This window comes from Collimonas sp. (assembly GCF_035566375.1).
Lineage (GTDB): Bacteria > Pseudomonadota > Gammaproteobacteria > Burkholderiales > Burkholderiaceae_D > Collimonas.
Genome location: NZ_DATMRK010000030.1, coordinates 28765 through 52079 on the forward strand (window position 1 = coordinate 28765; position 23315 = coordinate 52079).

Genomic DNA, 23315 nt, shown 5'->3' on the forward strand with positions numbered 1-23315 from the left:
GTCCATGCTGGAAGAACTATCGAAAGCCGGGCGCTATCTCGGGCAAACCATGCGGCTGATGGTGGGTTTGCCTGAGTACGGCACTTATGTGACGCATATGGAAAACACCCATCCAGGCGAACCGATGATGAGCTACGAAGAGTTTTTCAAGGAACGCCAGGAAGCGCGATACGGCGGCAATGGCCGGGTTGGGCGCTGCTGTTAACTGCTTAAAAATTAAGCGTCCTATAGGGGATGTTGCTGCCGACCGGTCCGCCGGTCGGCATTTTTTTGCCTAGCCGTTCAGTTGACCGTTATAGGCGCCCTGCGCCGGCTGCGCATTATGGTAAAGGCTGACGACGCGCAGCAGGCGGCCGATGAACATGCCGTTGAAGACACCGTAAAGCGCACAGACAACGGCCGTAAATGCGGCATCGTGCGCCAGCCCGGGATGCATTGCCAGCGTTACGCCTACCGCATATTTAGTCAGGAAAATCCCCATCATCAGCATCAACGGCAGCCAGCTGCCGCGCTGGAACACCACGCCGCGTTCCGGATAGGCAATCACGCGTTCCTTCCGGAACAGGCGCCAGTTCAGGGTCGCCGCGACGGCGGCCGCCAGCAGCCAGCACAACATGGGCAACGGCGTGACGCCGAATACGGTCGACACGCCCTGCCAGGACAGCGCCAGCATTATCAGCGGCATGATGGATAGTTTTTTGAGCGTCACTTCGCGGTCAACGCTGGCCAGGACGCCGCGATAGATCAGGAACGCCAGCAGAGCCCAGACCCAGGTTGGTGTGTGTGAAATGATTTGCATAAACATGGTTTTCTCCCGTTGAGTGATCTGCGGCGATTATCTGGGCGCCGCAGAGGCAGGAGAAGCGGGATGCGACGAAATGCAGGAATACGTCGTGAATCGACTGCCAGCGAGGATGGCGCGTTGCGGGTTTGTCCCCTGCCTCCCCCGCCCCGCTGCTAGCGGATTTCGGCGGAGTATTGGAAGCGCTCGGCCGGCACAAAGGAAGTGCGCCATTCGACCGGTTCGCCGGCGTGATCCAGCATCAGTCGCTCGACACAGATCGCCACGGTCTTGGTTTTCAGCTTGAACACGGCAGCATTGGCCCGGTTCAAGGGCTTTGCCGTCAAGTCATCGATGGCGCGCGAGACCAGCACATCGCATTCGCTCTCATAGACGGGATACAGGGATGGCGGTGAATTGCTGTTTAGATATTTTTGCAGTTTCCTGAAGCGCGCCAGCGGCAGCCAGATATGTTCCGACAGCACGATTTCATCGTCCAAAGAACGAGTACGGTGCAGATACAGCGCTTTGTCGCGCGGCTTGAGCTTGAGTTTTTCTGCCACCGTGACGGGAGGTATGGTGGTCGTCATCGAACGGATATGAGCTGTCGGCAGCTGGTTTTTAGCTTTGCCGTGGATACGTACAAAACGCAGCATCGAAGAGCGTTCGGCAGCGCGCGCGACAAATGTTCCGCGTCCCCGCACGCGATCGACGACGCCGTCGGTGACTAGCGCGTCCAGCACCTTGCGCATGGTGCCGACTGCAATTTCATATTCGGCGGCTAGTTTATCTTCGGACGGCAGCGCTTCATCAGCGGCCCAGCTACGCAAAGCGATCCTTTGCAGCAAATCGTCACGGACTTGCAGATAGCGCGGCAAGCGCGGATCAGACCCGTTTTCTGGCGGGAGAGGCGCATTTTTTTGCGAGAGAGGCGGGTTTTTTTGGGAGAGAGACGTGTTTTTTTTCAGGAGAGGCGTGTTTTTTTTGGAGAGAGACGCGTTTTTTTTCGGGAGAGACGCTTTTTTTGCACTTTTTTTGATCAGCATTAACAACATTTCAAACTTGGAAAGGGTCCGCAATTTACCAAGTTCCCATTGTTTTTACAATACATATGTGAATCTCTACTTCTATACAGAACCAGAGATTCACATATGGGTTTAGCTCTGGCTCAGCGCGACGCCTACCGTGCGCGGCTTGCGTTCGGCCAGCCATAGCAGCAGGATCGCCATCGCCGAATAAATCCAGTAGTCGACCGGCACCGCGCCCAGCCAGTGTTTGTGCCACGGCACATCAAGCGGATTGAAGCGCGCCAGGCCGTAGGCCGGATTGAGGACAAACCACAGCCAGTCCTCGCTGATCCAGAACACCATGATGGAGGCCATGATGCGGCATTCGGCACGCCAGTCCCAACTGCCGTTGAACCAGACCGGATAGTGAAACATCAGGGCGATGAAGGGAAAAATCCAGGCGTGGTAACCGGTCATGGCGCGGCCGCCCCAGAAGATGTCGAGCAGCCAGTGATGCTCGATGCGCCAGGTTGGCAGGTTGGCGGCCCAGCCGGCGGCGCCCTCGATCTGGATTTCGACATTGGCGAAAAAAAAGGCAGTCAGCACGGCCCAGAACAACATGCCGGCTATGCGGCGATAAGGTGTAGCGGCAGTCATGTGGATGGCGAATGAAATTGAGAATTGAGTTGAGAGTCGAGCCGAGAATCGAGTTTGCTGAGGACAGTGTTTAATACGGCGCGGCCGGCATGCGGGCGCCCCAGCGCCAGGCTGCGTTGCCGCAAATTTTGCAGCTGTTGCGGTTGCTGCAGCAGCTGCTGGACCCGGAACGCCAGCGCGGTCAGGTCGATCGCCTTGAGCGCCGCGCCTTGTTCCAGCAAATAGTCGGCGTTGCGTTCTTCCTGGCCCGGAATCGGCGAGTGGATGATCATCGGCACGCCCATCGCCAGGCATTCGGAAGTAGTCAGGCCACCGGGTTTGGTGATCGCCAGATCGGCGCAAGCCATCAACTGTTCCACCTGGTTGGTAAAACCGAAGGGAAACAGGCGGCCGGGATGGGCAGCTGCCAGTTGCTGCAGATTGCTCAGCAGCGTGGCGTTCTTGCCTGCCAGCGCCAGCAGCTGGAAATCGTCAGGCAACGCCAGCAGCCGTTGCACCGTTTTATCGAGATCGCCGATGCCGGCGCCGCCCGACATCATCAGGATAGTCTTGCGCTCCGGATCCAGGCCGAATTGCTGCGCGCACTGCCGGCGTTGCAGGCTGTGTCCGAACCCCGGCATGATCGGAATTCCGGTCACGTGCACCGCATCGGCGGCCAGTCCGCGCGCCCGCATGCGGTAGGCGATTTCTTCGGTGGCGGCAAAATAGCCCTGCATCAGCGGCTGCAGCCACATGCTGTGCAAATCGAAATCCGTGACTTGCACCCAGACCGGGCAGACTACGCGCTGCTTGCCGATTTCCCGCGCCAGCAATTCCGCCGGCAGGAAGTGGGTGCAGATGATTGCGTCTGGCGCCGCCGCCCGGATCGCGGCGCGCAAGGGGCGGGTGCTGATGCGTTCGATTGCGCGCCGCAGTTTCTGTGTGGGCGAACTGCTCAACGCCTTGTCGCTCTTTTGGTACACATAACCCCACAGCGCAGGATGGCGATTCACCAGATGCAGATAAAAATCGGTATATACCGCGCGAAATCCGGCCGGCACAAAATCCATTGCATCCAGATGGATCGCCTCGGTATCGGGGAATTCGGCGGCGGCGTAGGCCTTGAGCGCCTCGGCGGCGCGCATGTGGCCGGCGCCGGCGGACACGCTTAACAACAGTAATTTGCGAGGGCGTGGCGGTTTGGCGATGGCGCTCGAAGGCAGCGCATTTTCTAACTTATGAATAATAGGCTCCGGCCGTCATGGGTTTGCTGCCGGCAATGCAAAAGTGACTACTTTCAAGCATACTCCTGGCAATCTGCATTCGGATTTTTACACTAGGCGACTGCCCAATTCGCTGATGATAGGGATAAATCAGCGCTGAGTAAAATGACATTTATGACAAACAATCCCTGCTTCTGAAAGATCGTAATATGCCCGCCACTCGCAAACCGCTGGACGGTTTGGCCATGAGCCTGATGTTAATCCTCTGCCTGTGCTGGGGCTTGCAACAAGTCGCGATTAAAGTGGCGGCGCCGAGCATCTCGCCGATTTTGCAAAACGGCCTGCGTTCGGCTGTGGCTGCGGTGCTGGTGAGCGGCCTGATGTGGTGGCGCGGCAGTAAATTCTCCCTGACCGACGGCACCTTCTGGCCGGGCCTGGCGACCGGTTTGTTGTTTGCCGGAGAATTCCTGTGCGTCTCGGTCGGCTTGAATTACACCACCGCTTCGCACATCTCGGTATTCGTCTACACCGCGCCGATTTTCACTGTGCTGGGCCTGCATTGGCTGGTGCCGGGCGAGCGTTTCGGCGTCACCCAATGGCTGGGCGTGATCGCCGCATTTGCCGGGATTGCGGTGGCGTTTGCCGGCGGCTTTGAAGCCGGCGCCGGTTTCAGCCGGGGCTTGATCGGCGATGCACTGGGCGTGCTGGCCGCTGTGTTCTGGGCCGCTACCACCATAATGATCAAGCGCAGCGTCCTCACCAATACCGCCCCCAGCATGACCTTATGGTATCAACTGGCGGTTGCCGCGCTGACGCTGCCATTGGTGGCCTTGGTCTCGGGGCAGACCGAAGTAGCGCCGCTGACCGGCATCATGTGGGTGAGCCTGGTGTTCCAGTCGCTGATCGTCGCTTTCGGCAGCTTCCTGGCCTGGTTCTGGATGTTGCGCCGTTACCTGGCGTCGCGGCTGACGGTGTTTTCTTTCCTGACGCCTTTGTTCGGCGTCAGTTTCGGCGTGTTGTTGCTGGACGATCCGATAGGTTTGCCGTTTGTATTTGGTGCGTTGCTGGTGTTGAGCGGGATTGTGTTGGTGAACTGGCAAAATAAATAAAAATGCGGATTAACAGCTTCCACTGTTAATCCGCATTAAATTTGGTAACCGCAAGGTTGTTCAGGCCTTGAAAGTCCCTTCAGAAACCAAGGCTTGCAAAGGCAAGCGTGGGCTTGGTTCTTCCTTGGCGCGCAAACCTTCCGGCAACATGGCTTTATCGCCGATCTTGCCGATGGCTACTGCGGCTTCAATCGCGAAATTGGCCGGTACGCCCAGTTCGGTACGGGTTTTTTCCTTGTCGAAACCGGCCATGCCATGTGCGTGCCAGCCGGACAGGCTGGCTTGCAGCGCCAGGTAACCCCAGGCTGAACCGGCGTCGAAAGAGTGGGTTGGCGCTGGCAATTCTTCGCTGCTGCCTGGTGGCGCAAAGGTGGTTTTCGACAAAACGATCACCAGCGCCGCTGCATTTTCCGCCCAGCTGCGGTTGAAATCGTTGAGCAAGCCCAGCAACTTGGTCCAGTGCGGTGTGCCGCGTCGGGCGAACACGAAACGCCAAGGTTGCGAGTTGTAGGACGATGGCGCCCAGCGTGCTGCTTCCAGGATGGTCAGCAGTTCTTGCTCGGAGATTTGGTCATTGGCATAGGCGCGTGGCGACCAGCGGCTGAGGAATTGCGGGTGGGCCGGATGATCGGCTACGCGTGGTGTGGACTGGGTCATGAGGATTCCTGTATATAACTATACGTAAATAAGTGTATGTAAATAAGCAACGTAAAATCGGTGCGGCCAGAAGTGCGCCAAAAGCGCTCCGGCCGCGACGTTGCATATTAGCAGCAGTTTTTGATGCTTGCAGTGGCGGCCGGATTTATGGATTGTCATGTTCTGTCCGGGCAAACCGGGTGAAGATTGCAACGCCAAGCCGGTATAATCGGCAATAATCAAGACCGCTTGCAAGCCGTCCAAGAAATTGAACTGCTGCATAAATATTTCGCACTAATCCAGTACGGCCTCCGTATTACTCTTTATTACTACTCTTTGTACTACTGACTACCTATCCTATGCTTGCACCACAGAAACAACAGATCATCGACCTTTTCAACGCTGCCTTGCAGCCGATTATTGCCGGCACCGAGCTGCAGCCGACGGTAACACTGGAGCGCCCGCGCGATCCTTCGCACGGCGACGTCGCCTGCAATATCGCCATGCAACTAGCCAAGCCGCTGAAAAAGAATCCGCGTGAACTGGCGCAAGCCCTGGTAGCGGCCGTGCTGGCCGGCGCCGAGAACGGCAATCTGATCGAAACCGCTGAAATCGCCGGCCCTGGTTTTATCAACCTGCGTCTGACCGCAGCGGCCAAGCAGCAAGTGGTCAAGACCGTGCTGCAAGAGGGCGCCGACTACGGCAAGAGCACGCTTGGCGCCGGTAAAAAGGTGCTGGTCGAGTTTGTTTCGGCCAATCCGACCGGGCCTTTGCATGTGGGCCACGGCCGCCAGGGCGCGCTCGGCGACGCCATGTCGGCCCTGTTCGAAATACAAGGTTTCGATGTCACCCGCGAGTTTTACTACAACGACGCCGGGGTCCAGATCGCCACCCTGGCGACTTCGGTCCAGGCCCGCGCCAACGGCTTCAAGCCGGGCGACGCCGAGTGGCCGGAGAGCGCCTACAACGGCGATTATATTGACGATATTGCACAGGATTTCCTGGCCCGGAAGACGGTTGCCGCCAGCGATGGCGAGCCGGTTACCGCCAGCGGCGACATCGGCGATATCGAGTCGATCCGCAAGTTCGCCGTTGCTTACCTGCGCCGCGAACAGGATCTGGATTTGCAGGCCTTCGGCGTCAAATTCGATAACTATTACCTGGAATCGTCGCTGTACAAGGACGGCAAGGTCAATGCCGCCGTCGAGGCCCTGATCGCCGCCGGCGTCACGTATGAGCTGGATGGCGCATTGTGGCTGCGCACCACCGACTACGGCGACGACAAAGACCGCGTGATGCGGAAAACCGACGGCACCTATACCTACTTCGTGCCCGACGTTGCCTACCACATCGTCAAATGGCAGCGCGGCTTCGGCCAGGTCATCAATGTCCAGGGCAGCGATCACCATGGCACGATTGCACGGGTGCGCGCCGGCCTGCAGGCCGTCAACATGGGGATTCCGCAAGGTTACCCCGACTACGTGCTGCACAAGATGGTGACCGTGATGAAAAACGGCGAGGAAGTGAAGATTTCCAAGCGCGCCGGTTCTTATGTGACAGTGCGCGACCTGATTGAATGGTCTTCCGGCGAGGACGGCGCCGATGGCGTCGACCTCACCCCGGACACCCCGCGCGACCTGACCCGCGGCCGCGATGCGGTGCGCTTTTTCCTGATTTCGCGCAAGGCCGATACCGAATTCGTGTTCGATGTCGATCTGGCGCTGGCCAAATCCGACGAAAATCCGGTCTACTACGTACAGTACGCCCATGCCCGCATCTGCTCGGTGCTGGCGCAATGGACTGGCGACGAAGCCAGCCTGAGCACGGTCGACCTCAGTCCGCTGACCGCACCGCGCGAGGCCAGCCTGCTGGCCAAGCTGGCCGAATATCCGGAAATGCTGCAGCACGCACTGGAAGAACTGGGCCCGCATCAGGTTGCGTTTTATCTGCGCGATTTGGCGGGCGAGCTGCATAGCTACTACAATGCTGAGCGGGTCTTGGTGGACGATGAGGCGCTCAAGATGGCGCGCCTGGCCTTGATGTACGCAACCCGCCAGGTGTTGCGCAACGGCTTGGCGCTGATCGGTGTATCGGCGCCCGCCCGTATGTGATCTTATGTAATGTGAATCTAGAATCGGCGATCTCTGGCCTGCCACGCAGCTGCCAAGTAGTTGCCAGAGACGGTCAGTAACCAGGATGTCATTGGGGAAGTATGAGCAAACTTAACAACAAGCAAGCTGGCGGTACCTTACTGGGCCTGATTTTCGGGCTGATTATCGGATTGGCGATTGCCGTCGTGGTGGCGATCATGATCACCAAGACGCCGACACCTTTTACCAACAAACCTGCAAAGACCGACAAAGCGCCAGACGCCATCACAGCACAAACCGCAACGCCAGCAGCGCCGGCTGCGCCGTCGAACCCGGATCAACTGCCGGATCCGAACAAGTCGCTATACGGTAACAAGGATGCAGCCAAGGAAGCCGCCAAGGCATATGCCCCGCCGGTGCCGACAGCCGAAGGCGCTGCGCCAAGCCCGGCCGCCGAGAAAAAGCTGGACGCCCTGGTCGCCAAGGCGCAGGACAAACCGGCGCCTATCGTCGACAAATCCACCGCCGACAAGACCAAGAAAGCCGCCGGCGACATCGCCGAAGCCAAAACCAAAGCTACGGCTGCCGACGACAACTGGATTTATTTCCTGCAGGTCGGCGCCTTCCGCGAGCAGACTGAAGCAGAAAATACCAAGGCCAGATTGGCTTTGATGGGTTTTGAGGCCAAAATCAGCGAACGCCAGGCCGATACCGGTTCTTTGTATCGGGTCAGGGTGGGGCCGTTCAATCAGCTGGAAACAATGAACCGGATACGCAGCAAGTTGTCAGATAACGGCGTTAATGCAGCAGTTGTGCGGGCTGCAAAATAGAAGACCCCTGGCAGCAGGTTCTGCTGCATAGGAAAAAAATCAAACATTTTTCATTTTGATAGGATATTTCATGCGTTTTTTTCAAAAAGCCTTGGCTGTCGCTGGTCTTAGTCTGAGTTTCGGCCTGCTCGCCGCCAGCGCCGGCGCATCGCCGGCTAGTCCGGTTGCCGGCACAGAATACAAAGTTCTCGACAATCCACAGCCGACCGATTCCGGACTGGGGAAAAAAGTCGAAGTGACAGAATTTTTCGGCTATTTCTGCCCGCATTGCAACGCGCTTGAACCTACGCTGGAAGATTGGATAGCCAAGCAAGGCGACAAGATTTCCGTGAAGCGCGTGCCGGTCGACTTCGCTATCGATCCTGCGAATCCGAACCAGCAACAGCCAAAGTCGCCGTATATCCCGCAGAAAAAGCTGTACTACACGCTGGAAGCCATGGGCAAGCTGCCCGAGATGCACAAGAAGGTTTTTAACGCGATCCACGTGCAACACCAACGGCTGGATAAAGATGACGCTGTCGTCGATTTCGCCGTCAAGCAAGGTCTCGATAAAGCCAAATTCCTGGATGTCTACAATTCATTCGCAGTGCAAACCAAAGTGACCCGCGCCTCGCAGCTGCAAAATGCTTACAAGGTGGACGGCGTGCCAATGCTGGTGGTTGACGGCCGTTACGTAACCTCGCCATCGATAGTCAGCGCTACTGCCGGCGCTGGCGGTAGCGAGGAGGCTTTGTTCAAATCGACCCTGCAAGTGATGGATGGACTGGTGGCCAAGGCTGCTGCGGAAAAGGGCAAGACGGCAGCGCCGGTAGCGACGGCCAAGAAGTAAGCAAAAAAAGGAAGTAAGCAAGCTACAAGCCAGCCGACCGCCACGGTCAGCTGGCAGCAGATGCCGAAAAGTCCGCCACTCGCAAGAGGGCGGGCTTTTTTATCGCGGTTTGGCCAACATTCAGAATGAGCGCTTCCATGAAACGTGTATTCATCACCGGCGCTTCGAGCGGCATCGGCGCCGCCCTGGCGCAATACTATGCAGGGCAGGGCGCCACATTGGGACTGGTGGCCAGGCGCCAGGCAGTGCTGGAGCAATTGCTGGCGGGTTTGCCGCATCCGGAGCGGCATCGCCTGTATGCGCTGGATGTCAACGATCATGCCGCATTGACCGCTGCCGCCGAAGATTTCATCGCGGCCGGCGATGGTGTCGATGTGGTGATCGCCAGCGCCGGAATTTCACACGGCACCTTGACCGAGCATGCCGAGGATCAGCCGGTGTTCGAACAAGTCTTTGCCACCAACGTGCTGGCCACGGTTGCCACTTTTACGCCGTTCATCGCCACTATGAAACGTCAGGCCAAAGCCGGACAAACCGATTTGCGGCTGGTCGGAATCGGCAGCGTGGCCGGGATTCGCGGTCTGCCGGGGGCGGGCGCCTATAGCGGCTCCAAGGCAGCGCTGATCAGTTATTGCGAGTCGCTCAGGGTGGAGCTGCGCGCCAGCGGCATCAAGGTGGTTACCATCGTTCCGGGTTATATCGACACCCCCATGACGCAAGTTAATCACTACAAGATGCCGTTCCTGATGCCGGCCCGGCAGTTCGCCGCTAAAACCGGCGCTGCGGTCGCGCGCGGCAGCAGCTATCGGGTGATCCCGTGGCAGATGGGCGTAGTCGCCAAGTTGCTGCGGCTGCTGCCGAACTGGCTATACGATCTGGTGTTTTCAAAAGCACCGCACAAGGCACGCAAAATAACCAACTGATCAGAGCTCATGGACTTTCACAATTTTTTCTTATTCGTACTGACGGAATTCGCGCTGTCGGCGTCGCCGGGGCCGGCGGTCATGCTGGTGGTTGCCTACGGCATCACGGTCGGCTGGAACAAGGCGATCTTTGCCATCTTGGGCATACTCACCGCCAATGCGATTTATTTCACCATTTCGGCAACCGGCTTGGGCGCCCTGATCGTCGCCTCGCATACCTTGTTCAGCGTGGTCAAATGGCTGGGCGTGGCTTATCTGGCCTATCTGGGTTTGTCCGCGATCTTCGGCCGGCCTTCGCCGATAACCGCCTCCAAACTGGATAGCCGCAACGCCTCCGGCTGGAAAATCTGGTTCAGCGGCTTGACTCTGCAACTGGCCAATCCCAAGGCGCTGATTTTTTTCATCGCCATCCTGCCGCAATTTCTCAACCCCGCCGCCAATGTGCCGTTGCAAATGATCTGGCTGGCGGCGGGTTCGATTATTCCAGAGTTCTTCATCCTGATCGGCTACGCCGTGTTGGCGGGAAAAATGCAAACCATCGCTACCCGCCCCAGTTTTGCCCGGATTACCGACCGCGTCGCCGGCAGCCTGATGCTGGCGGTGGCGATGATTGTGGCGGCGATACAGCAATAATCAGGGGAGAATCAGGCGAAAATCAAGCCAGGCTGAAACGGTAAACCTGGTCAGCATCCAGCCGCCGTTTCAGCGCGCCGTCAAACCACAGCTTATGCAAATGCGCCAGCGCCTCGCCCAGCGCGAACGTCATTTGATGCGCATCCAGCGGACGGCGGAACATGATCGGCACGATATCGCTGGCCGAACGCGGCGTGGCGCAAGCTTCCAGCACTTCCGCCAGCCGCTCGCGGTGATGTTGCTGCAACTGGTCGATGCGGATCTGCAAACCACGGAACGGCTTGCCGTGCGACGGCAACACCAGCGTCTCCGTGGGCAGGGCGCGGTATTTTTCCAGCGAATCCATGTATTGCTGGACCGGGTTCGATTCCGGCTCGATGGCGAACACCGAGACATTGGTGGAAATCCGCGGCAACACCATATCACCGGAAATCAGCAAGTCCAGATCGGCGCAATGCAGCGCCACATGCTCTGGCGCATGGCCGAAGCCGGTGATCACGCGCCATTGATGCTGGCCGATGCGCAGCTGTTGCTGGTCGGCCAGCCGATGATAGGCCTGCGGCACCGTCGGCACCATGCTCGGATAATAGGATTTACGTTGAGCCACCTTGGCGATGACTTCCGGATCGTGCATGCCATGCCGCTGGAAATGCGGCAAGGCCGCGCTGCCGTCGGCGCCGGGCAGCGCCGCCGACATGATGCGCGCCGAAAAATATTCGCCGCCGCTCATCCATAACGGCGCTTGCCAACGTGTGCACAGCCAGTCAGCCAGGCCGACGTGATCCGGATGGCAATGGGTGACCAGCACCCGCAATACCGGCAAGCCGCGCAGTTGAGTGGCAAAAATGACATCCCATGCGGCGCGCGTGGCATCGTTGGCAATGCCGCAATCGACGATGGTCCAGCCGTGCTTGATACCGTCGTCGGTTTCTATGCTGTCTTCCAGCAACCATAAATTGATGTGATCCAGCGCAAATGGCAAAGCCATCCGCAGCCAGCGCACGCCGGGCGCGACTTCGAGGGTGGCGCCGCCGGCTGGCAAGGTGTCGCCAAAGGCATAGCTGAGCTGGGCTTCGAGTGGATTCATCGGAAATTCTTTCTTTTCTAATAACGCCAGTAGTTTTTCGGTGTTTTCATTTTCCGCCAGCGCGCCTACAATGTGCTTTACGTTAACGTTAACTGCGATTGTACCTAAACCAGAATTTCTTGTTCCGCCAACCTGACCTTATGCCGACTTACACCATCACTGAACTTGCCCGCGAATTTGACATTACCCCGAGGGCGATCCGTTTTTATGAGGATCAGGGTTTGCTGAGCCCGAAGCGGGATGGCGCCGGTGGCCGTAACCGGGTTTATGCCCCCCGCGAGCGCACCCGGCTGAAACTGACCTTGCGCGGCAAGCGGCTGGGGCTGACCTTGTCGGAAATCAAGAGCCTGGTCGATATGTACGACAGTCCGAAGGATTCCGCGCCCCAGTTGGAACTGTTCCTGCAGGTGCTGGCGCGGCATCGCGAGCACCTGGAACAGCAACGGGAAGATATTGAAGTGACCTTGGAAGAAATTACCGCGCACGAAGACGAATGCCGGCGCTTGCTGAGCAGCGGCGAGTTGAGCGATCAGGTCGCGCCATGACTCGCCCTGACTCGTCCTGACTTTTCCCCACAAAATCTATTAAACACACGCAAAAATAACGAAGGAGACAATATGATCCATTTACCAGGCCTAACGTTCGATCACGGCGAAGATATCGCCGCATTACGCAGTGCAATCCAGGAGTTTGCCGCAGTGGAGATCGCCCCACGCGCCGCAGAAATCGACCGCAGCGATCAATTCCCCATGGATTTATGGAAAAAAATGGGCGATCTGGGCTTGCTCGGCATCACCGCTGAAGAACAATACGGCGGCAGCGGCATGGGCTACCTGGCGCACATCATCGCCATGGAAGAAATCTCGCGCGCCTCGGCTTCGGTCGGCCTGTCTTACGGCGCCCACTCCAACCTGTGCGTCAACCAGATCAAGCGCAACGGCAGCGCCGAGCAAAAAGCCAAATATCTGCCGAAGCTGATCTCGGGCGACCATGTCGGCGCCTTGGCGATGTCCGAGCCGAACGCCGGTTCCGACGTCGTCAGCATGAAGTTGCGCGCCGAATTGAAGGGCGATCGCTGGATCCTCAACGGCACCAAGATGTGGATCACCAACGGCCCCGATGCCGACGTGCTGGTGGTCTACGCCAAGACCGACCTGGAAGCCGGCGCCCGTGGCATGACCGCTTTCCTGATCGAAAAAAGCTTCAAGGGCTTCAGCGTGGCGCAAAAACTCGACAAACTCGGTATGCGCGGCTCGCACACCGGCGAGCTGGTATTCCAGGATTGCGAAGTGCCGGCCGAAAACGTGCTGGGCGGCCTCGGCCAGGGCGTCAATGTGCTGATGTCGGGGCTGGATTACGAGCGCAGCGTCCTTTCCGGCGGTCCGCTTGGTATCATGCAAGCGTGTATGGATGTAGTCGTCCCTTACGTGCATGACCGCAAGCAGTTTGGCCAGTCCATCGGCGAATTCCAGCTGATGCAGGGCAAACTGGCCGATATGTATTCGACCATGATGGCTTGCAAGGCGTATGTGTACGCGGTTGGTCAGGCCTGCGACCGAGCCAAGACGCCGGCTGCGGCCAGGGCCTTGCGCAAGGATGCCGCCGGAGCGATCTTGTATTCGGCGGAAAAGGCGACCTGGATGGCGGGCGAAGCGATCCAGGCGCTGGGCGGCAACGGCTATATCAACGAATATCCGGTGGGACGCCTGTGGCGCGACGCTAAATTGTACGAAATCGGCGCCGGCACCAGCGAGATCCGCCGGATGCTGATCGGCCGTGAATTATTTGCCGAAACTTGTTGATGAAATGCTGCCGTAATCGCTTAGACTAACGGCACAATTGATATAAAGGCAATAGCGTCAAGAACATGACTTCACTGCATATTCGCACCGCATTACTGCGACACCCGCAACTTTCCGTCGCACTCGACAAGCAAGTTTTGCTGAAGATGGAAAACACCCAGCCGGCCGGCTCCTTCAAGCTGCGCGGGATAGGTTTGTTATGCCAGCGTGCAGTTGCCGCCGGCGCCAGCCATCTGATTTGCCCGTCGGGCGGCAACGCCGGTTTTGCGGCGGCGTTTGCCGGCGCCGCGCTGGGCGTCAAGACCACCATCCTGGTGCCGCAGACCACCAGCGCAGAGGTTGGCCGGCGCATCAGTGAAATCGGCGCCGAGGTAATCGTCCACGGCAGCGTCTGGGATGAAACCAACCAGCGCGCGCTGCAACTCTGCGAGCAGCCCGGCAGCGTCTACATTCCGCCCTTCGACCACCCCGATATCTGGGATGGCAACGCCACCATGATCGACGAAGCGGTGCTGCAGGCGCGCGAACTAGGTGTCGACTTTGACGTTGTCATCTGCTCGGTCGGCGGCGGTGGTTTGATGAGCGGCGTGCTGAGCGGCTTGCATCGCAACGGCTTGCCGCACATCCCCCTGATCGCGGTAGAAACCGAAGGCGCTGCTTCACTGCACGCCGCCGTGCAGGCCGGCGAACTGGTGACGCTGCCGGCAATTACCACGATTGCAGGCACTCTCGCCGCCAAGCGCGTGGCCGCAGAATGTTTCGCCTGGACCCAGCGCCATGAAGTGCATAGCGTGGTGGTCAGCGACGCCCAGGCGGTGGCTGCGGCACTGGCCTTCGCCGATCAGATGCGCACGCTAGTCGAACCGGCTTGCGGCGCGGCTCTGGCGGTTGCCCACGAAAAATTGCCGGTGCTGGCGCCATACCAGCGCCCATTGATCGTGGTCTGCGGCGGCATCGGCGTCAGCCTGGCGATGCTGGCCAACTGGAAGGCGCAATTCTCGCTATGATTACGTCGGCCAACTTTCCAAAATTATTGTCGTCGCAGATCGCTTTCGATACTGCGCGCATGATCTTGGACGGTTTCGACAAGCATTACCGTTTGTTCCGTGCGGCCAGCGTGCTGGCCAAGCAGCATTTCGAAGACGCCGACTGGAAAACCGCGCAACTCGCCGCGCGCGAACGGATCGGCTTCTACGACGCTCGTGTGCATGAATGTGTACAGGCGCTGGAAGACGAATACGAGCAAAGCGATCTGACCGACGAAGTCTGGCGTGAAGTGAAGCTGCACTACATCGGTATGCTGACCGATCACAAGCAGCCGGAGCTGGCCGAGACTTTCTTCAACTCGGTCTGCTGCAACATCCTGCATCGCACCTATTTCCACAACGATTTCATTTTTGTGCGGCCCGCGGTGTCGACTGAATACATCGACACTGATGAAGCCCTGCCCACCTACCGCGTGTATTACCCGGCCAAGGACGGCTTGCATTACACGCTCAAGCGCCTGATCACCAACTTCCAGCTGCAGCGCCCGTTCGCCGATCTGGATCGCGATATCGCGTTGGCGGAACAACGCATCGCACAAGCTTTCGACGCCGCGCCGCTAGAGCCGAATCACCAGATCCAGGTGCTGTCGAATCTGTTCTTCCGCAACAAAGGCGCTTATGTGGTCGGCAAGATGATCAACGGCTCGCGCGAGTACCCTTTCGTGGTGCCCATCCTGCATGACCGCGACGGCAAGCTGGTGCTGGATGCGGTGCTGTTCGATAACAAGATACTGACCGTGCTGTTCTCTTTCACCCGCGCCTACTTCATGGTCGACATGGAAGTGCCGTCAGCCTACGTGCAGTTCTTGCGCAGCCTGTTGCCGAACAAGCCGCGCAGCGAAATCTATACCATCCTGGGTTTGCAAAAGCTGGGCAAGGCGCTGTTTTACCGTGATTTCCTGCGCCATCTGCGGCACTCCTCGGATCATTTTGAAATCGCCCCCGGGATTCGCGGGCTGGTGATGGTGGTATTTGCCTTGCCGTCATTCCCGTACGTGTTCAAGGTCATCAAGGATTATTTTCCGGCGCCCAAGGAAACCACCAACGCGCTGGTCAAGGAAAAATACCTGCTGGTCAAGCATCACGACCGCGTCGGCCGCATGGCCGATACCCTGGAGTATTCCAGCGTGGCCTTTCCGCGCGCGCGTTTCTCCGAAGAGCTGCTGGCCGAACTGAAACAAGTCGCGCCGTCGGTAGTCGAAGAAGACGGCGACGAAATCATCATCAAGCATTTGTATATCGAACGGCGCATGGTGCCGCTGAATATCTATCTGAACAATGCCGAGAAAAATAACGACCAGGCCTCGCTCGAACATGGTGTCGCCGAGTACGGCAACGCCATCAAGGAACTGGTGGCGGCGAATATCTTTCCGGGCGACATGCTGTACAAAAATTTTGGCGTGACGCGTCACAACCGTGTCGTGTTTTACGACTATGATGAGATCGAATACATTACCGACTGCAATTTCAGGACTATCCCGCAGCCGCGTAACGAGGAAGACGAAATGTCGGCCGAGCCCTGGTATTCCATCGCCAAGAACGATGTCTTTCCAGAACAATTTGGTGTATTCCTTCTCGGAAATCAAAACGTGAAGAAATACTTTATCAAACATCACGCAGATTTATTGACCCAACAATATTGGCAGCAACGCAAGCAACACATTCTTGAAGGGCATTTCGACGATGTTTTTCCCTATCCGCAGGAATGTCGTTTTACCTATAAGTTGATTGATAAGTTGATTGAATAGCAGCAGGTGCAACAAAACAGACCGTTTTATTTTTTTACCAACCAGGCAGCAGAGCCGCTTCCGGGCACCGCAGGAGAGTGCAGAGCGATTCCCGGAGCTGCTTATAAGTTGTCGTAATCTGGAGAAGCAACATGAATGACCCAATCGTTATCGTCGGTGCAGCACGTACTCCAATGGGTGCGTTTCAGGGTGATTTTTCGGCGTTGACCGCCAGCGACCTGGGCGCCGTGGCGATCAAGGCCGCCGTTGAGCGCGCCGGCCTGAAGCCGGAGCAGGTCGACGCTGTGTTGTTCGGCAACGTATTGCAAGCCGGCCAAGGTCAGGCGCCAGCGCGCCAGGCAACCATCAAAGCCGGTTTGCCGGTCGCCACCAATGCAGCAACCATCTCCAAGGTATGCGGATCGGCGATGCAAGCCACCATGTTCGCCTTCGATTCCTTGCTGGCAGGGACCAATGAAGTGGTGGTCGCCGGCGGCATGGAATCGATGACCAATGCGCCTTACCTGATTCCGAAAGGCCGAAGCGGCTATCGCATCGGCCACGCCACGATTTTCGACCACATGATGCTGGACGGCCTGGAAGATGCCTACTCCAAGGGCGACAATGGCGGCGGCCGTTCGATGGGTACTTTCGGCGAAGAGTGCGCCGCCAAATACCATTTCAGCCGCGCTGACCAGGATGCGTTTGCGATCGCTTCGGTGCAGCGCGCGCAAGCCGCTACCGCCGACGGTTCCTTCAAATGGGAAATCGCACCGGTGACCGTCACCAGCCGTGCCGGCGAAGTCGTGATCGACAAGGATGAAGGTCCGCAAAAAGCCAAGCTCGACAAGATCCCGTCGCTGCGCGCCGCGTTCAAGAAAGACGGCACCATTACCGCCGCTTCCTCGTCATCCATCAACGACGGCGCTGCCGCCCTGGTGCTGATGCGCGAATCGACCGCCAAGAAACTCGGCTGCACGCCGATTGCCCGCATCCTGGGCCATGCCAGCCATTCGCAAGAACCGGAGTGGTTCACTACCGCACCGGTAGGCGCGATTGAAAAGCTGTACAAGAAAGTCGGCTGGAGCGGCGCCGATGTCGATCTGTATGAAGTCAACGAAGCCTTTGCGGTAGTGCCGATGGCCGCCATGAAAGAACACAACATCCCGCACGACAAGATCAATGTCCACGGCGGCGCTTGTGCTCTCGGCCATCCTATCGGCGCTTCCGGCGCACGCATCATCGTCACTCTGCTGGGCGCCTTGAAGGCTAAGGGCGGCAAGCGCGGCGTGGCGTCGTTGTGTATCGGCGGCGGTGAAGGCACTGCGATTGCTGTTGAACTGGTTTGATCGAAGACAGCAAGTCTTAGCTAGCGCAACACTGTAGTCAGAAGTAGTCAGCAGTAAAACGGATCAGCGTCTTTCCGCAGCATTCCCGCGGATTCACGCTGATCTTTGTTATTGATCATCGTTAATTGCGATTTAAACAATTAGGGTAAAAAAAGATGGCCGCCGCAATTGATTTCTACTTTGATTTTTCCTCACCGTACGGTTATTTCGCCGCCACAAAAATCGATGAGTTGGCAGCAAAGTACAAACGCGATGTCGAATGGCATCCGATCCTGCTGGGGCCGGTATTCAAGACCACCGGCTCGGTGCCCCTGGCGCAGGCGCCGATGAAGGGCGATTATTCCTTCCACGATTTCGAACGCAGCGCGCGTTTCCACGGCATTCCATACAAGCGTCCCGGCGCTTTCCCGATCTCCACCCAGGCAGCGGCGCGTGCGGTGCTGTGGGTACGCGGTAAACAAGGCGAAGACAAAGCTATCAAATTCGCCAAGCAGGTTTACAAGGCTTATTTTGTCGATGGCGTCAACATCGGCGAGCCCTTGCATTTGCTCGAAATCGGTCATCACAGCGGCATTGACACTAACGGCCTGACCGACGGCATCAACAGCTTGCCGATCAAGAATCAATTGAAAGCGGAAGTCGATCTGGCGATGGCGCGTGGTGTATTCGGTTCGCCGTTTGTGATGGTCGATGGCGAATCGTTCTGGGGTTTCGATCGCTTCGATCAGCTCGAAGCATTTCTGAGGGATGGCAAGATTTGAAGGACAAGGTGAACGATTGCCCCTGCGGCGGCGGCAAGTATGCGCAGTGTTGCGGCCGCTATCACAGCGGCGCAGAAACGGCGCCGACTGCAGAAGCGCTGATGCGTTCGCGCTACAGCGCCTACGTCATGGACCTGGGGGCATATCTGCAAGCGACCTGGCATCACAGTACCCGTCCGGCCGAACCTGTCGTCGCCGAAGCGGGACTGAAATGGCTGGGTCTGGAGCTGCGTAAGCATGAGGCTGAAGGCGATAGCGCCAAGGTGGAATTCGTGGCCCGTTACAAGATCGGCGGCCGCGCAGAGCGCCTGCACGAGATCAGCCGCTTTGTGCGCGAGTGTGAACCCGGAACAGAAGGCCAGCCACGCTGGTTCTATGTCGATGGCAGTTTCCCTGAAAAATAAAAATCAATGCGGGAAACATCAACCAGCCTAACAGCGGGCCTGGCAACGGGCTCAACAGGAGACAAAACCATGACGCAACTGAATTCCAGCATCGATCGCGGCAGCCAGGACATGCCGTTGATCGAACAGACTATCGGCCGCTTTTTCGACGACATGGTGGAGCGCGTTGCCGACAATGACGCACTGGTATCGCGGCATCAGCAGATCCGGCTCAGCTATCGGCAATTGCAAAGCCAGGCCAAGCAGCTGGCCAGCGCAATGCTCAAGCTTGGGCTGCAGCCGGGCGACCGCATCGGCATCTGGTCGCACAACAATGCCGAATGGCTGCTGACGCAATTGGCCACGGCTTATGCCGGCGTCGTGCTGGTGAATATCAATCCGGCGTATCGGGTCAGCGAGCTGGAGTACGCGCTCAACAATGTCGGTTGCAAGGCGCTGATTTCGATGACCAGTTTCAAGACCAGCGACTACCTGGAAATGATCCGCGCGCTGGCTCCCGAGCTGCAAAACGCGGTTCCGGGTGATTTGCAAGCAGCGCGCCTGCCGACGCTGAAAACCGTGATCCAGCTCGGCCGCGATGAAGTGCCGGGCATGTTGCGCTTTGCCGATCTGATGGCCAGCGGCGATGCGGCCGATCCGCAGCTGGCCGCCATCGCTATGCAATTGCAAGCCAGCGATCCGATCAACATCCAGTTCACCAGCGGCACTACCGGCTTTCCGAAAGGCGCAACGCTGACTCATCGCAATATCCTGAACAACGGTTTTTTCATCGGTGAAGCGATGAAGCTGAGCGCGCAAGACCGGCTGTGCATTCCGGTGCCTCTGTATCACTGCTTCGGCATGGTGCTGGGCAATCTGGCTTGCCTGACGCATGGCGCCACGATTGTCTATCCGAACGACGGTTTCGAACCGCTCTCGGTATTGCAGGCAGTGCAGGAAGAACGTTGCACCGGCCTGCACGGCGTGCCTACCATGTTCATTTCCGAGCTGGATCATCCGCGTTTTGCCGAATTCGATTTGTCGACCCTGCGTACCGGTATCATGGCCGGTTCACCATGCCCGATCGAAGTGATGAAACGGGTGGTACGCGATATGCATCTGGAGCAGATCACCATCGCCTACGGCATGACTGAAACCAGTCCGGTCAGTTGCCAGAGCATGACCGATACGCCGCTGGAAAAGCGCGTCTCCACCGTCGGCAAGGTGCAGCCGCATTTGCAAGTAAAAATCGTCGATCCGGAATCGGGCGCGATCATGCCGATCGGCAGTTCCGGCGAATTGTGCACCCACGGTTATTCGGTGATGCACGGCTATTGGGGCGACGTAGAAAAAACCCGCGAAGCGATCGACAGCGAAGGCTGGATGCATACCGGCGACCTGGCCACCATGGATGACGAAGGTTACGTCAATATCGTCGGCCGCATGAAGGACATGGTGATTCGCGGCGGCGAGAATATCTATCCGCGCGAGATTGAGGAGTTCTTATATCGGCATCCGGCGGTTCAGGATGTGCAGGTAGTCGGCGTGCCGGATCAGAAATACGGCGAAGAATTATGCGCGTGGATTATCCTGCGGCCCGGCCAAACCGCAGATGAACAAGCCATCCGCGATTTTTGCCAAGGCCAGATCGCGCACTACAAGGTGCCGCGCTATATCCGCTTTGTCGATGCATTCCCGATGACAGTGACCGGCAAGATCCAGAAATTCAAGATCCGTGAAGCGATGAAAGATGAGTTGAAGATCAACGACATCGACACTGCATAAAAGACCGTTCCAAAAGCAAGAAATTAAATACAAGAAATCAAATACAAGAGACCAAGGACATAACAATGCCTCAGTTAGAAAGCAAGCTGAATCCACGCAGCGAAGAATTCCAGCAAAACGCCAACGCACTCAATTTGCTGGTTGACGATTTGCGTCAGAAGGTCGCACAGATCGCTGAAGGCGGCGGCGAGGCCGCACGTAACAAGCATGTGGCGCGCGGCAAATTGCTGCCGCGCGAACGGGTGCAGATGCTGCTCGATCCCGGCACGCCCTTCATGGAATTCTCCCAACTGGCCGCCTATCACGTCTACAAGGACAAGGACGGCAGCGACGCCGCACCCGCCGCTGGCGTGATTACCGGCATCGGCCGCATCGCCGGCCAGGAATGCGTGGTGGTCTGTAATGACGCCACCGTCAAGGGCGGCACCTACTATCCGCTGAGCGTTAAAAAACATTTGCGGGCGCAGGAAATCGCCGAGCAAAATAATCTGCCTTGCATCTACCTGGTCGACAGCGGCGGCGCCAACCTGCCGAATCAAGACGAGGTGTTCCCCGACCGCGACCATTTCGGCCGCATCTTCTACAATCAGGCCAACCTGTCGGCCAAGGGCATTCCGCAAATCGCGGTGGTGATGGGGTCGTGCACCGCCGGCGGCGCCTATGTGCCGGCGATGAGCGACGAATCGATCATCGTCAAGAACCAGGGCACGATTTTCCTGGCCGGGCCGCCGCTGGTGAAAGCCGCGACGGGCGAAGTGGTCAGCGCGGAAGACCTGGGCGGCGGCGATGTCCACACCCGCTTGTCCGGCGTGGCTGACCATCTGGCGCAAAACGATATGCACGCATTATCGCTGGCGCGCACCATCGTCTCCAACCTGAACCGGCAAAAACCGCCGGGCCCGCTGCTGCGTCCAGTAGTCGAACCCAAGTACCCGGCGCAGGAACTGTATGGCGTGATCCCGCTCGATACCCGCAAGCCTTTCGACGTACGCGAAGTGATCGCACGCATCGTCGACGGCAGCGAATTCGACGAATTCAAGGCGCGCTACGGCACCACGCTGATTTGCGGCTTTGCCCATATCTACGGCATGCCGGTTGGCATCGTCGCCAACAACGGCATCCTGTTTTCTGAAGCGGCCCTGAAAGGCACACACTTCATCGAACTCTGCTCGCAACGCAAGATCCCGCTGGTGTTCTTGCAAAACATCACCGGCTTCATGGTCGGCCGCCGCTACGAAAACGAAGGCATCGCCCGCAATGGCGCCAAGATGGTGACCGCGGTGGCGACCACTGCGGTGCCCAAATTGACGGTGATCATCGGCGGCAGTTTCGGCGCCGGCAACTACGGCATGTGCGGCCGCGCCTACTCGCCGCGTTTCCTGTGGATGTGGCCGAATGCACGAATTTCCGTGATGGGCGGTGAACAGGCCGCCGGCGTGCTGGCGACCGTCAAGCGCGACGGCATCGAAGCCAAGGGCGGCAGCTGGAGCGCTGCTGAGGAAGAAGCTTTCAAAAAACCGATTCGCGATCAGTACGAACACCAAGGCCATCCGTATTACGCCTCCGCCCGCTTGTGGGACGACGGCGTGATCGATCCGGCCGATACGCGCCGGGTGTTGGGGCTGGGTTTGAGCGCCGCTTTGAATGCGCCGATTGCGGAAACAAAGTTTGGCGTGTTCAGGATGTAAAGCGTGGATGTAAAACCAGACAGAGTCATCTGGGGTCAGAGTCAACTTGGGTCAGTCAATTTCTGCAGCGCTTCATCGCGAAACTTGACTCTGACCCCAGTTAGCTGCGTTTGTTAGGCACAACCAGGCACGGGCATTGTCATGTTTTATGAAACCCTCAACGATCTTATCTGTATATGTTGCAAGCGGAGATGAACAAGTGACTTACCAAACTTTAGCAGTACAGCATGCGTCTCAGGTGGCTACCATCGTCCTCAACCGGCCCGAAGTACGTAACGCCTTCAACGAGACCATGATTGCCGAAATCACCCACGCTTTTGCTGCACTGGGCAGCACCGCGGAGGTGAGGGCGATCGTGCTGGCCGCCGACGGCGCCGCGTTTTGCGCCGGCGGCGACCTTAACTGGATGAAGGCGATGGCGGACTATACGCCAGAGCAGAACCGCGCCGACGCCGCGCTGCTGGCGACCATGCTGCGCACCATTTACCAATGTCCCAAGCCGGTGATTGCCAAGGTACAAGGTGATTGTTACGCCGGCGGACTCGGCCTGGTGGCCGCCTGCGATATCGTGGCGGCGGTGGATACGGCGCAGTTCTGCCTGTCGGAAGTGAAGATAGGCTTGATCCCGGCGACCATCTCGCCTTACGTCATCAAGGCCATCGGCGAATCGGCGGCACGTCGCTACTTCATTACCGCCGAACGATTTTCTGCCGAGACCGCGCAGCGGCTCGGCCTGGTGCATGAAGTGGTGGCGGCAGAGAAACTCAATGAAAGCGTGGCATCGTTGCTCAAGGCACTATTGGCGGCCAGCCCCAATGCGGTCACTGAAGCCAAGCGTCTGGTGCGCTCGATTGCGGGCCAGCCGCTGACCGAAACGCTGATTGCCGACACGGTCGAAGATATCGCCAAAATCCGCGCTTCCAGCGAAGGCCGCGAGGGCGTGCGTGCCTTCCTGGAGAAGCGCAAGCCGTCCTGGTTACTGTGATCACA

The 23315-nt window shown here is 58.1% G+C and carries 23 protein-coding genes; 17 read left to right on the plus strand and 6 right to left on the minus strand.

Annotated elements, in window-relative coordinates; all coding sequences use genetic code 11:
* Window positions 1-4: 4 nt before the first annotated feature.
* Window positions 5-205: a YbdD/YjiX family protein gene (locus VNZ60_RS09380; RefSeq protein ID WP_041742732.1), complete on the plus strand. Its 201-nt coding sequence runs from the start codon at window positions 5-7 to the stop codon at window positions 203-205.
* A gap of 69 nt (window positions 206-274) precedes the next feature.
* On the opposite strand, the gene VNZ60_RS09385 is transcribed toward VNZ60_RS09380, so the two are convergent.
* The 4 genes from VNZ60_RS09385 to VNZ60_RS09400 form a co-directional block, all read right to left on the minus strand.
* Window positions 275-805: a DUF6622 family protein gene (locus VNZ60_RS09385; protein WP_414648804.1), complete on the minus strand. Its 531-nt coding sequence runs from the start codon at window positions 803-805 to the stop codon at window positions 275-277.
* 152 nt (window positions 806-957) lie between these two features.
* The gene (locus VNZ60_RS09390) at window positions 958-1659 is read right to left on the minus strand and encodes a GntR family transcriptional regulator (RefSeq protein WP_325658414.1); all 702 of its coding nucleotides are present in this window, start codon (window positions 1657-1659) and stop codon (window positions 958-960) included.
* Window positions 1660-1938: 279 nt separating this feature from the next.
* Window positions 1939-2445 (minus strand): hypothetical protein, encoded by a 507-nt coding sequence (locus VNZ60_RS09395; protein WP_325658416.1) that lies wholly within the window; start codon window positions 2443-2445, stop codon window positions 1939-1941.
* Window positions 2442-3569, minus strand: coding sequence for an MGDG synthase family glycosyltransferase (locus tag VNZ60_RS09400; RefSeq protein WP_325658705.1), 1128 nt, complete (start codon window positions 3567-3569; stop codon window positions 2442-2444). The genes VNZ60_RS09395 and VNZ60_RS09400 overlap by 4 nt, the downstream gene beginning before the upstream one ends.
* A 287-nt stretch (window positions 3570-3856) precedes the next feature.
* Between VNZ60_RS09400 and VNZ60_RS09405 the strand changes: the two genes are divergently transcribed.
* A complete protein-coding gene (locus tag VNZ60_RS09405) occupies window positions 3857-4756 on the plus strand; it encodes a DMT family transporter (RefSeq protein WP_325658418.1) in 900 nt (299 codons plus the stop codon).
* 60 nt (window positions 4757-4816) lie between these two features.
* Here VNZ60_RS09405 and VNZ60_RS09410 read toward each other — a convergent pair whose 3' ends face one another.
* Window positions 4817-5413, minus strand: a complete 597-nt coding sequence (locus tag VNZ60_RS09410) for a nitroreductase family protein (RefSeq protein ID WP_325658420.1) — start codon at window positions 5411-5413, stop codon at window positions 4817-4819.
* 338 nt (window positions 5414-5751) lie between these two features.
* Between VNZ60_RS09410 and argS the strand changes: the two genes are divergently transcribed.
* The 5 genes from argS to VNZ60_RS09435 all read left to right on the plus strand — a co-directional run bounded on the left by argS (window position 5752) and on the right by VNZ60_RS09435 (window position 10697).
* Window positions 5752-7503 carry an arginine--tRNA ligase gene (gene argS / locus VNZ60_RS09415; RefSeq protein ID WP_325658422.1) on the plus strand — a complete coding sequence of 584 codons (1752 nt, stop codon included), beginning with the start codon at window positions 5752-5754 and terminating at the stop codon, window positions 7501-7503.
* Window positions 7504-7604: 101 nt separating this feature from the next.
* Window positions 7605-8312: an SPOR domain-containing protein gene (locus VNZ60_RS09420; protein ID WP_325658424.1), complete on the plus strand. Its 708-nt coding sequence runs from the start codon at window positions 7605-7607 to the stop codon at window positions 8310-8312.
* Between the two features lie 70 nt (window positions 8313-8382).
* On the plus strand, window positions 8383-9141 hold the full coding sequence (locus tag VNZ60_RS09425; protein WP_325658426.1) for a thiol:disulfide interchange protein DsbA/DsbL: 759 nt from the start codon (window positions 8383-8385) through the stop codon (window positions 9139-9141).
* Between the two features lie 137 nt (window positions 9142-9278).
* Entirely contained in the window at window positions 9279-10064 is a 786-nt protein-coding gene (locus VNZ60_RS09430) for an SDR family oxidoreductase (protein WP_325658428.1), read from the plus strand.
* A gap of 9 nt (window positions 10065-10073) precedes the next feature.
* Entirely contained in the window at window positions 10074-10697 is a 624-nt protein-coding gene (locus VNZ60_RS09435) for a LysE family translocator (RefSeq protein WP_325658430.1), read from the plus strand.
* Window positions 10698-10719: 22 nt separating this feature from the next.
* Here the strand turns inward: VNZ60_RS09435 and VNZ60_RS09440 are convergent, their stop codons facing one another.
* Window positions 10720-11784, minus strand: coding sequence for an MBL fold metallo-hydrolase (locus tag VNZ60_RS09440; protein WP_325658432.1), 1065 nt, complete (start codon window positions 11782-11784; stop codon window positions 10720-10722).
* 140 nt (window positions 11785-11924) lie between these two features.
* Between VNZ60_RS09440 and VNZ60_RS09445 the strand changes: the two genes are divergently transcribed.
* The 10 genes from VNZ60_RS09445 to VNZ60_RS09490 all read left to right on the plus strand — a co-directional run bounded on the left by VNZ60_RS09445 (window position 11925) and on the right by VNZ60_RS09490 (window position 23310).
* Complete coding sequence (locus VNZ60_RS09445; RefSeq protein WP_325658706.1) at window positions 11925-12329, plus strand: MerR family transcriptional regulator; 405 nt, start codon at window positions 11925-11927, stop codon at window positions 12327-12329.
* 72 nt (window positions 12330-12401) lie between these two features.
* Window positions 12402-13586, plus strand: a complete 1185-nt coding sequence (locus tag VNZ60_RS09450; protein WP_325658434.1) for an isovaleryl-CoA dehydrogenase — start codon at window positions 12402-12404, stop codon at window positions 13584-13586.
* A gap of 65 nt (window positions 13587-13651) precedes the next feature.
* Window positions 13652-14593, plus strand: a complete 942-nt coding sequence (locus VNZ60_RS09455; RefSeq protein WP_325658436.1) for a pyridoxal-phosphate dependent enzyme — start codon at window positions 13652-13654, stop codon at window positions 14591-14593.
* Complete coding sequence (gene aceK, locus VNZ60_RS09460) at window positions 14593-16380, plus strand: bifunctional isocitrate dehydrogenase kinase/phosphatase (RefSeq protein ID WP_325658708.1); 1788 nt, start codon at window positions 14593-14595, stop codon at window positions 16378-16380. Before VNZ60_RS09455 ends, aceK begins: the two co-directional genes overlap by 1 nt.
* 131 nt (window positions 16381-16511) lie before the next feature.
* A complete protein-coding gene (locus VNZ60_RS09465) occupies window positions 16512-17708 on the plus strand; it encodes an acetyl-CoA C-acetyltransferase (protein ID WP_325658438.1) in 1197 nt (398 codons plus the stop codon).
* Window positions 17709-17863: 155 nt separating this feature from the next.
* A complete protein-coding gene (locus tag VNZ60_RS09470) occupies window positions 17864-18469 on the plus strand; it encodes a 2-hydroxychromene-2-carboxylate isomerase (protein ID WP_325658440.1) in 606 nt (201 codons plus the stop codon).
* Window positions 18470-18477: 8 nt separating this feature from the next.
* Window positions 18478-18873 (plus strand): YchJ family protein, encoded by a 396-nt coding sequence (locus VNZ60_RS09475; RefSeq protein WP_325658442.1) that lies wholly within the window; start codon window positions 18478-18480, stop codon window positions 18871-18873.
* A gap of 69 nt (window positions 18874-18942) precedes the next feature.
* Entirely contained in the window at window positions 18943-20637 is a 1695-nt protein-coding gene (locus tag VNZ60_RS09480; RefSeq protein WP_325658444.1) for an AMP-binding protein, read from the plus strand.
* A 65-nt stretch (window positions 20638-20702) separates the two neighbouring features.
* On the plus strand, window positions 20703-22325 hold the full coding sequence (locus VNZ60_RS09485) for a carboxyl transferase domain-containing protein (RefSeq protein WP_325658446.1): 1623 nt from the start codon (window positions 20703-20705) through the stop codon (window positions 22323-22325).
* A 199-nt stretch (window positions 22326-22524) separates the two neighbouring features.
* Window positions 22525-23310, plus strand: coding sequence for an enoyl-CoA hydratase/isomerase family protein (locus VNZ60_RS09490; protein ID WP_325658448.1), 786 nt, complete (start codon window positions 22525-22527; stop codon window positions 23308-23310).
* The last annotated feature ends 5 nt before the right edge of the window (window positions 23311-23315 follow it).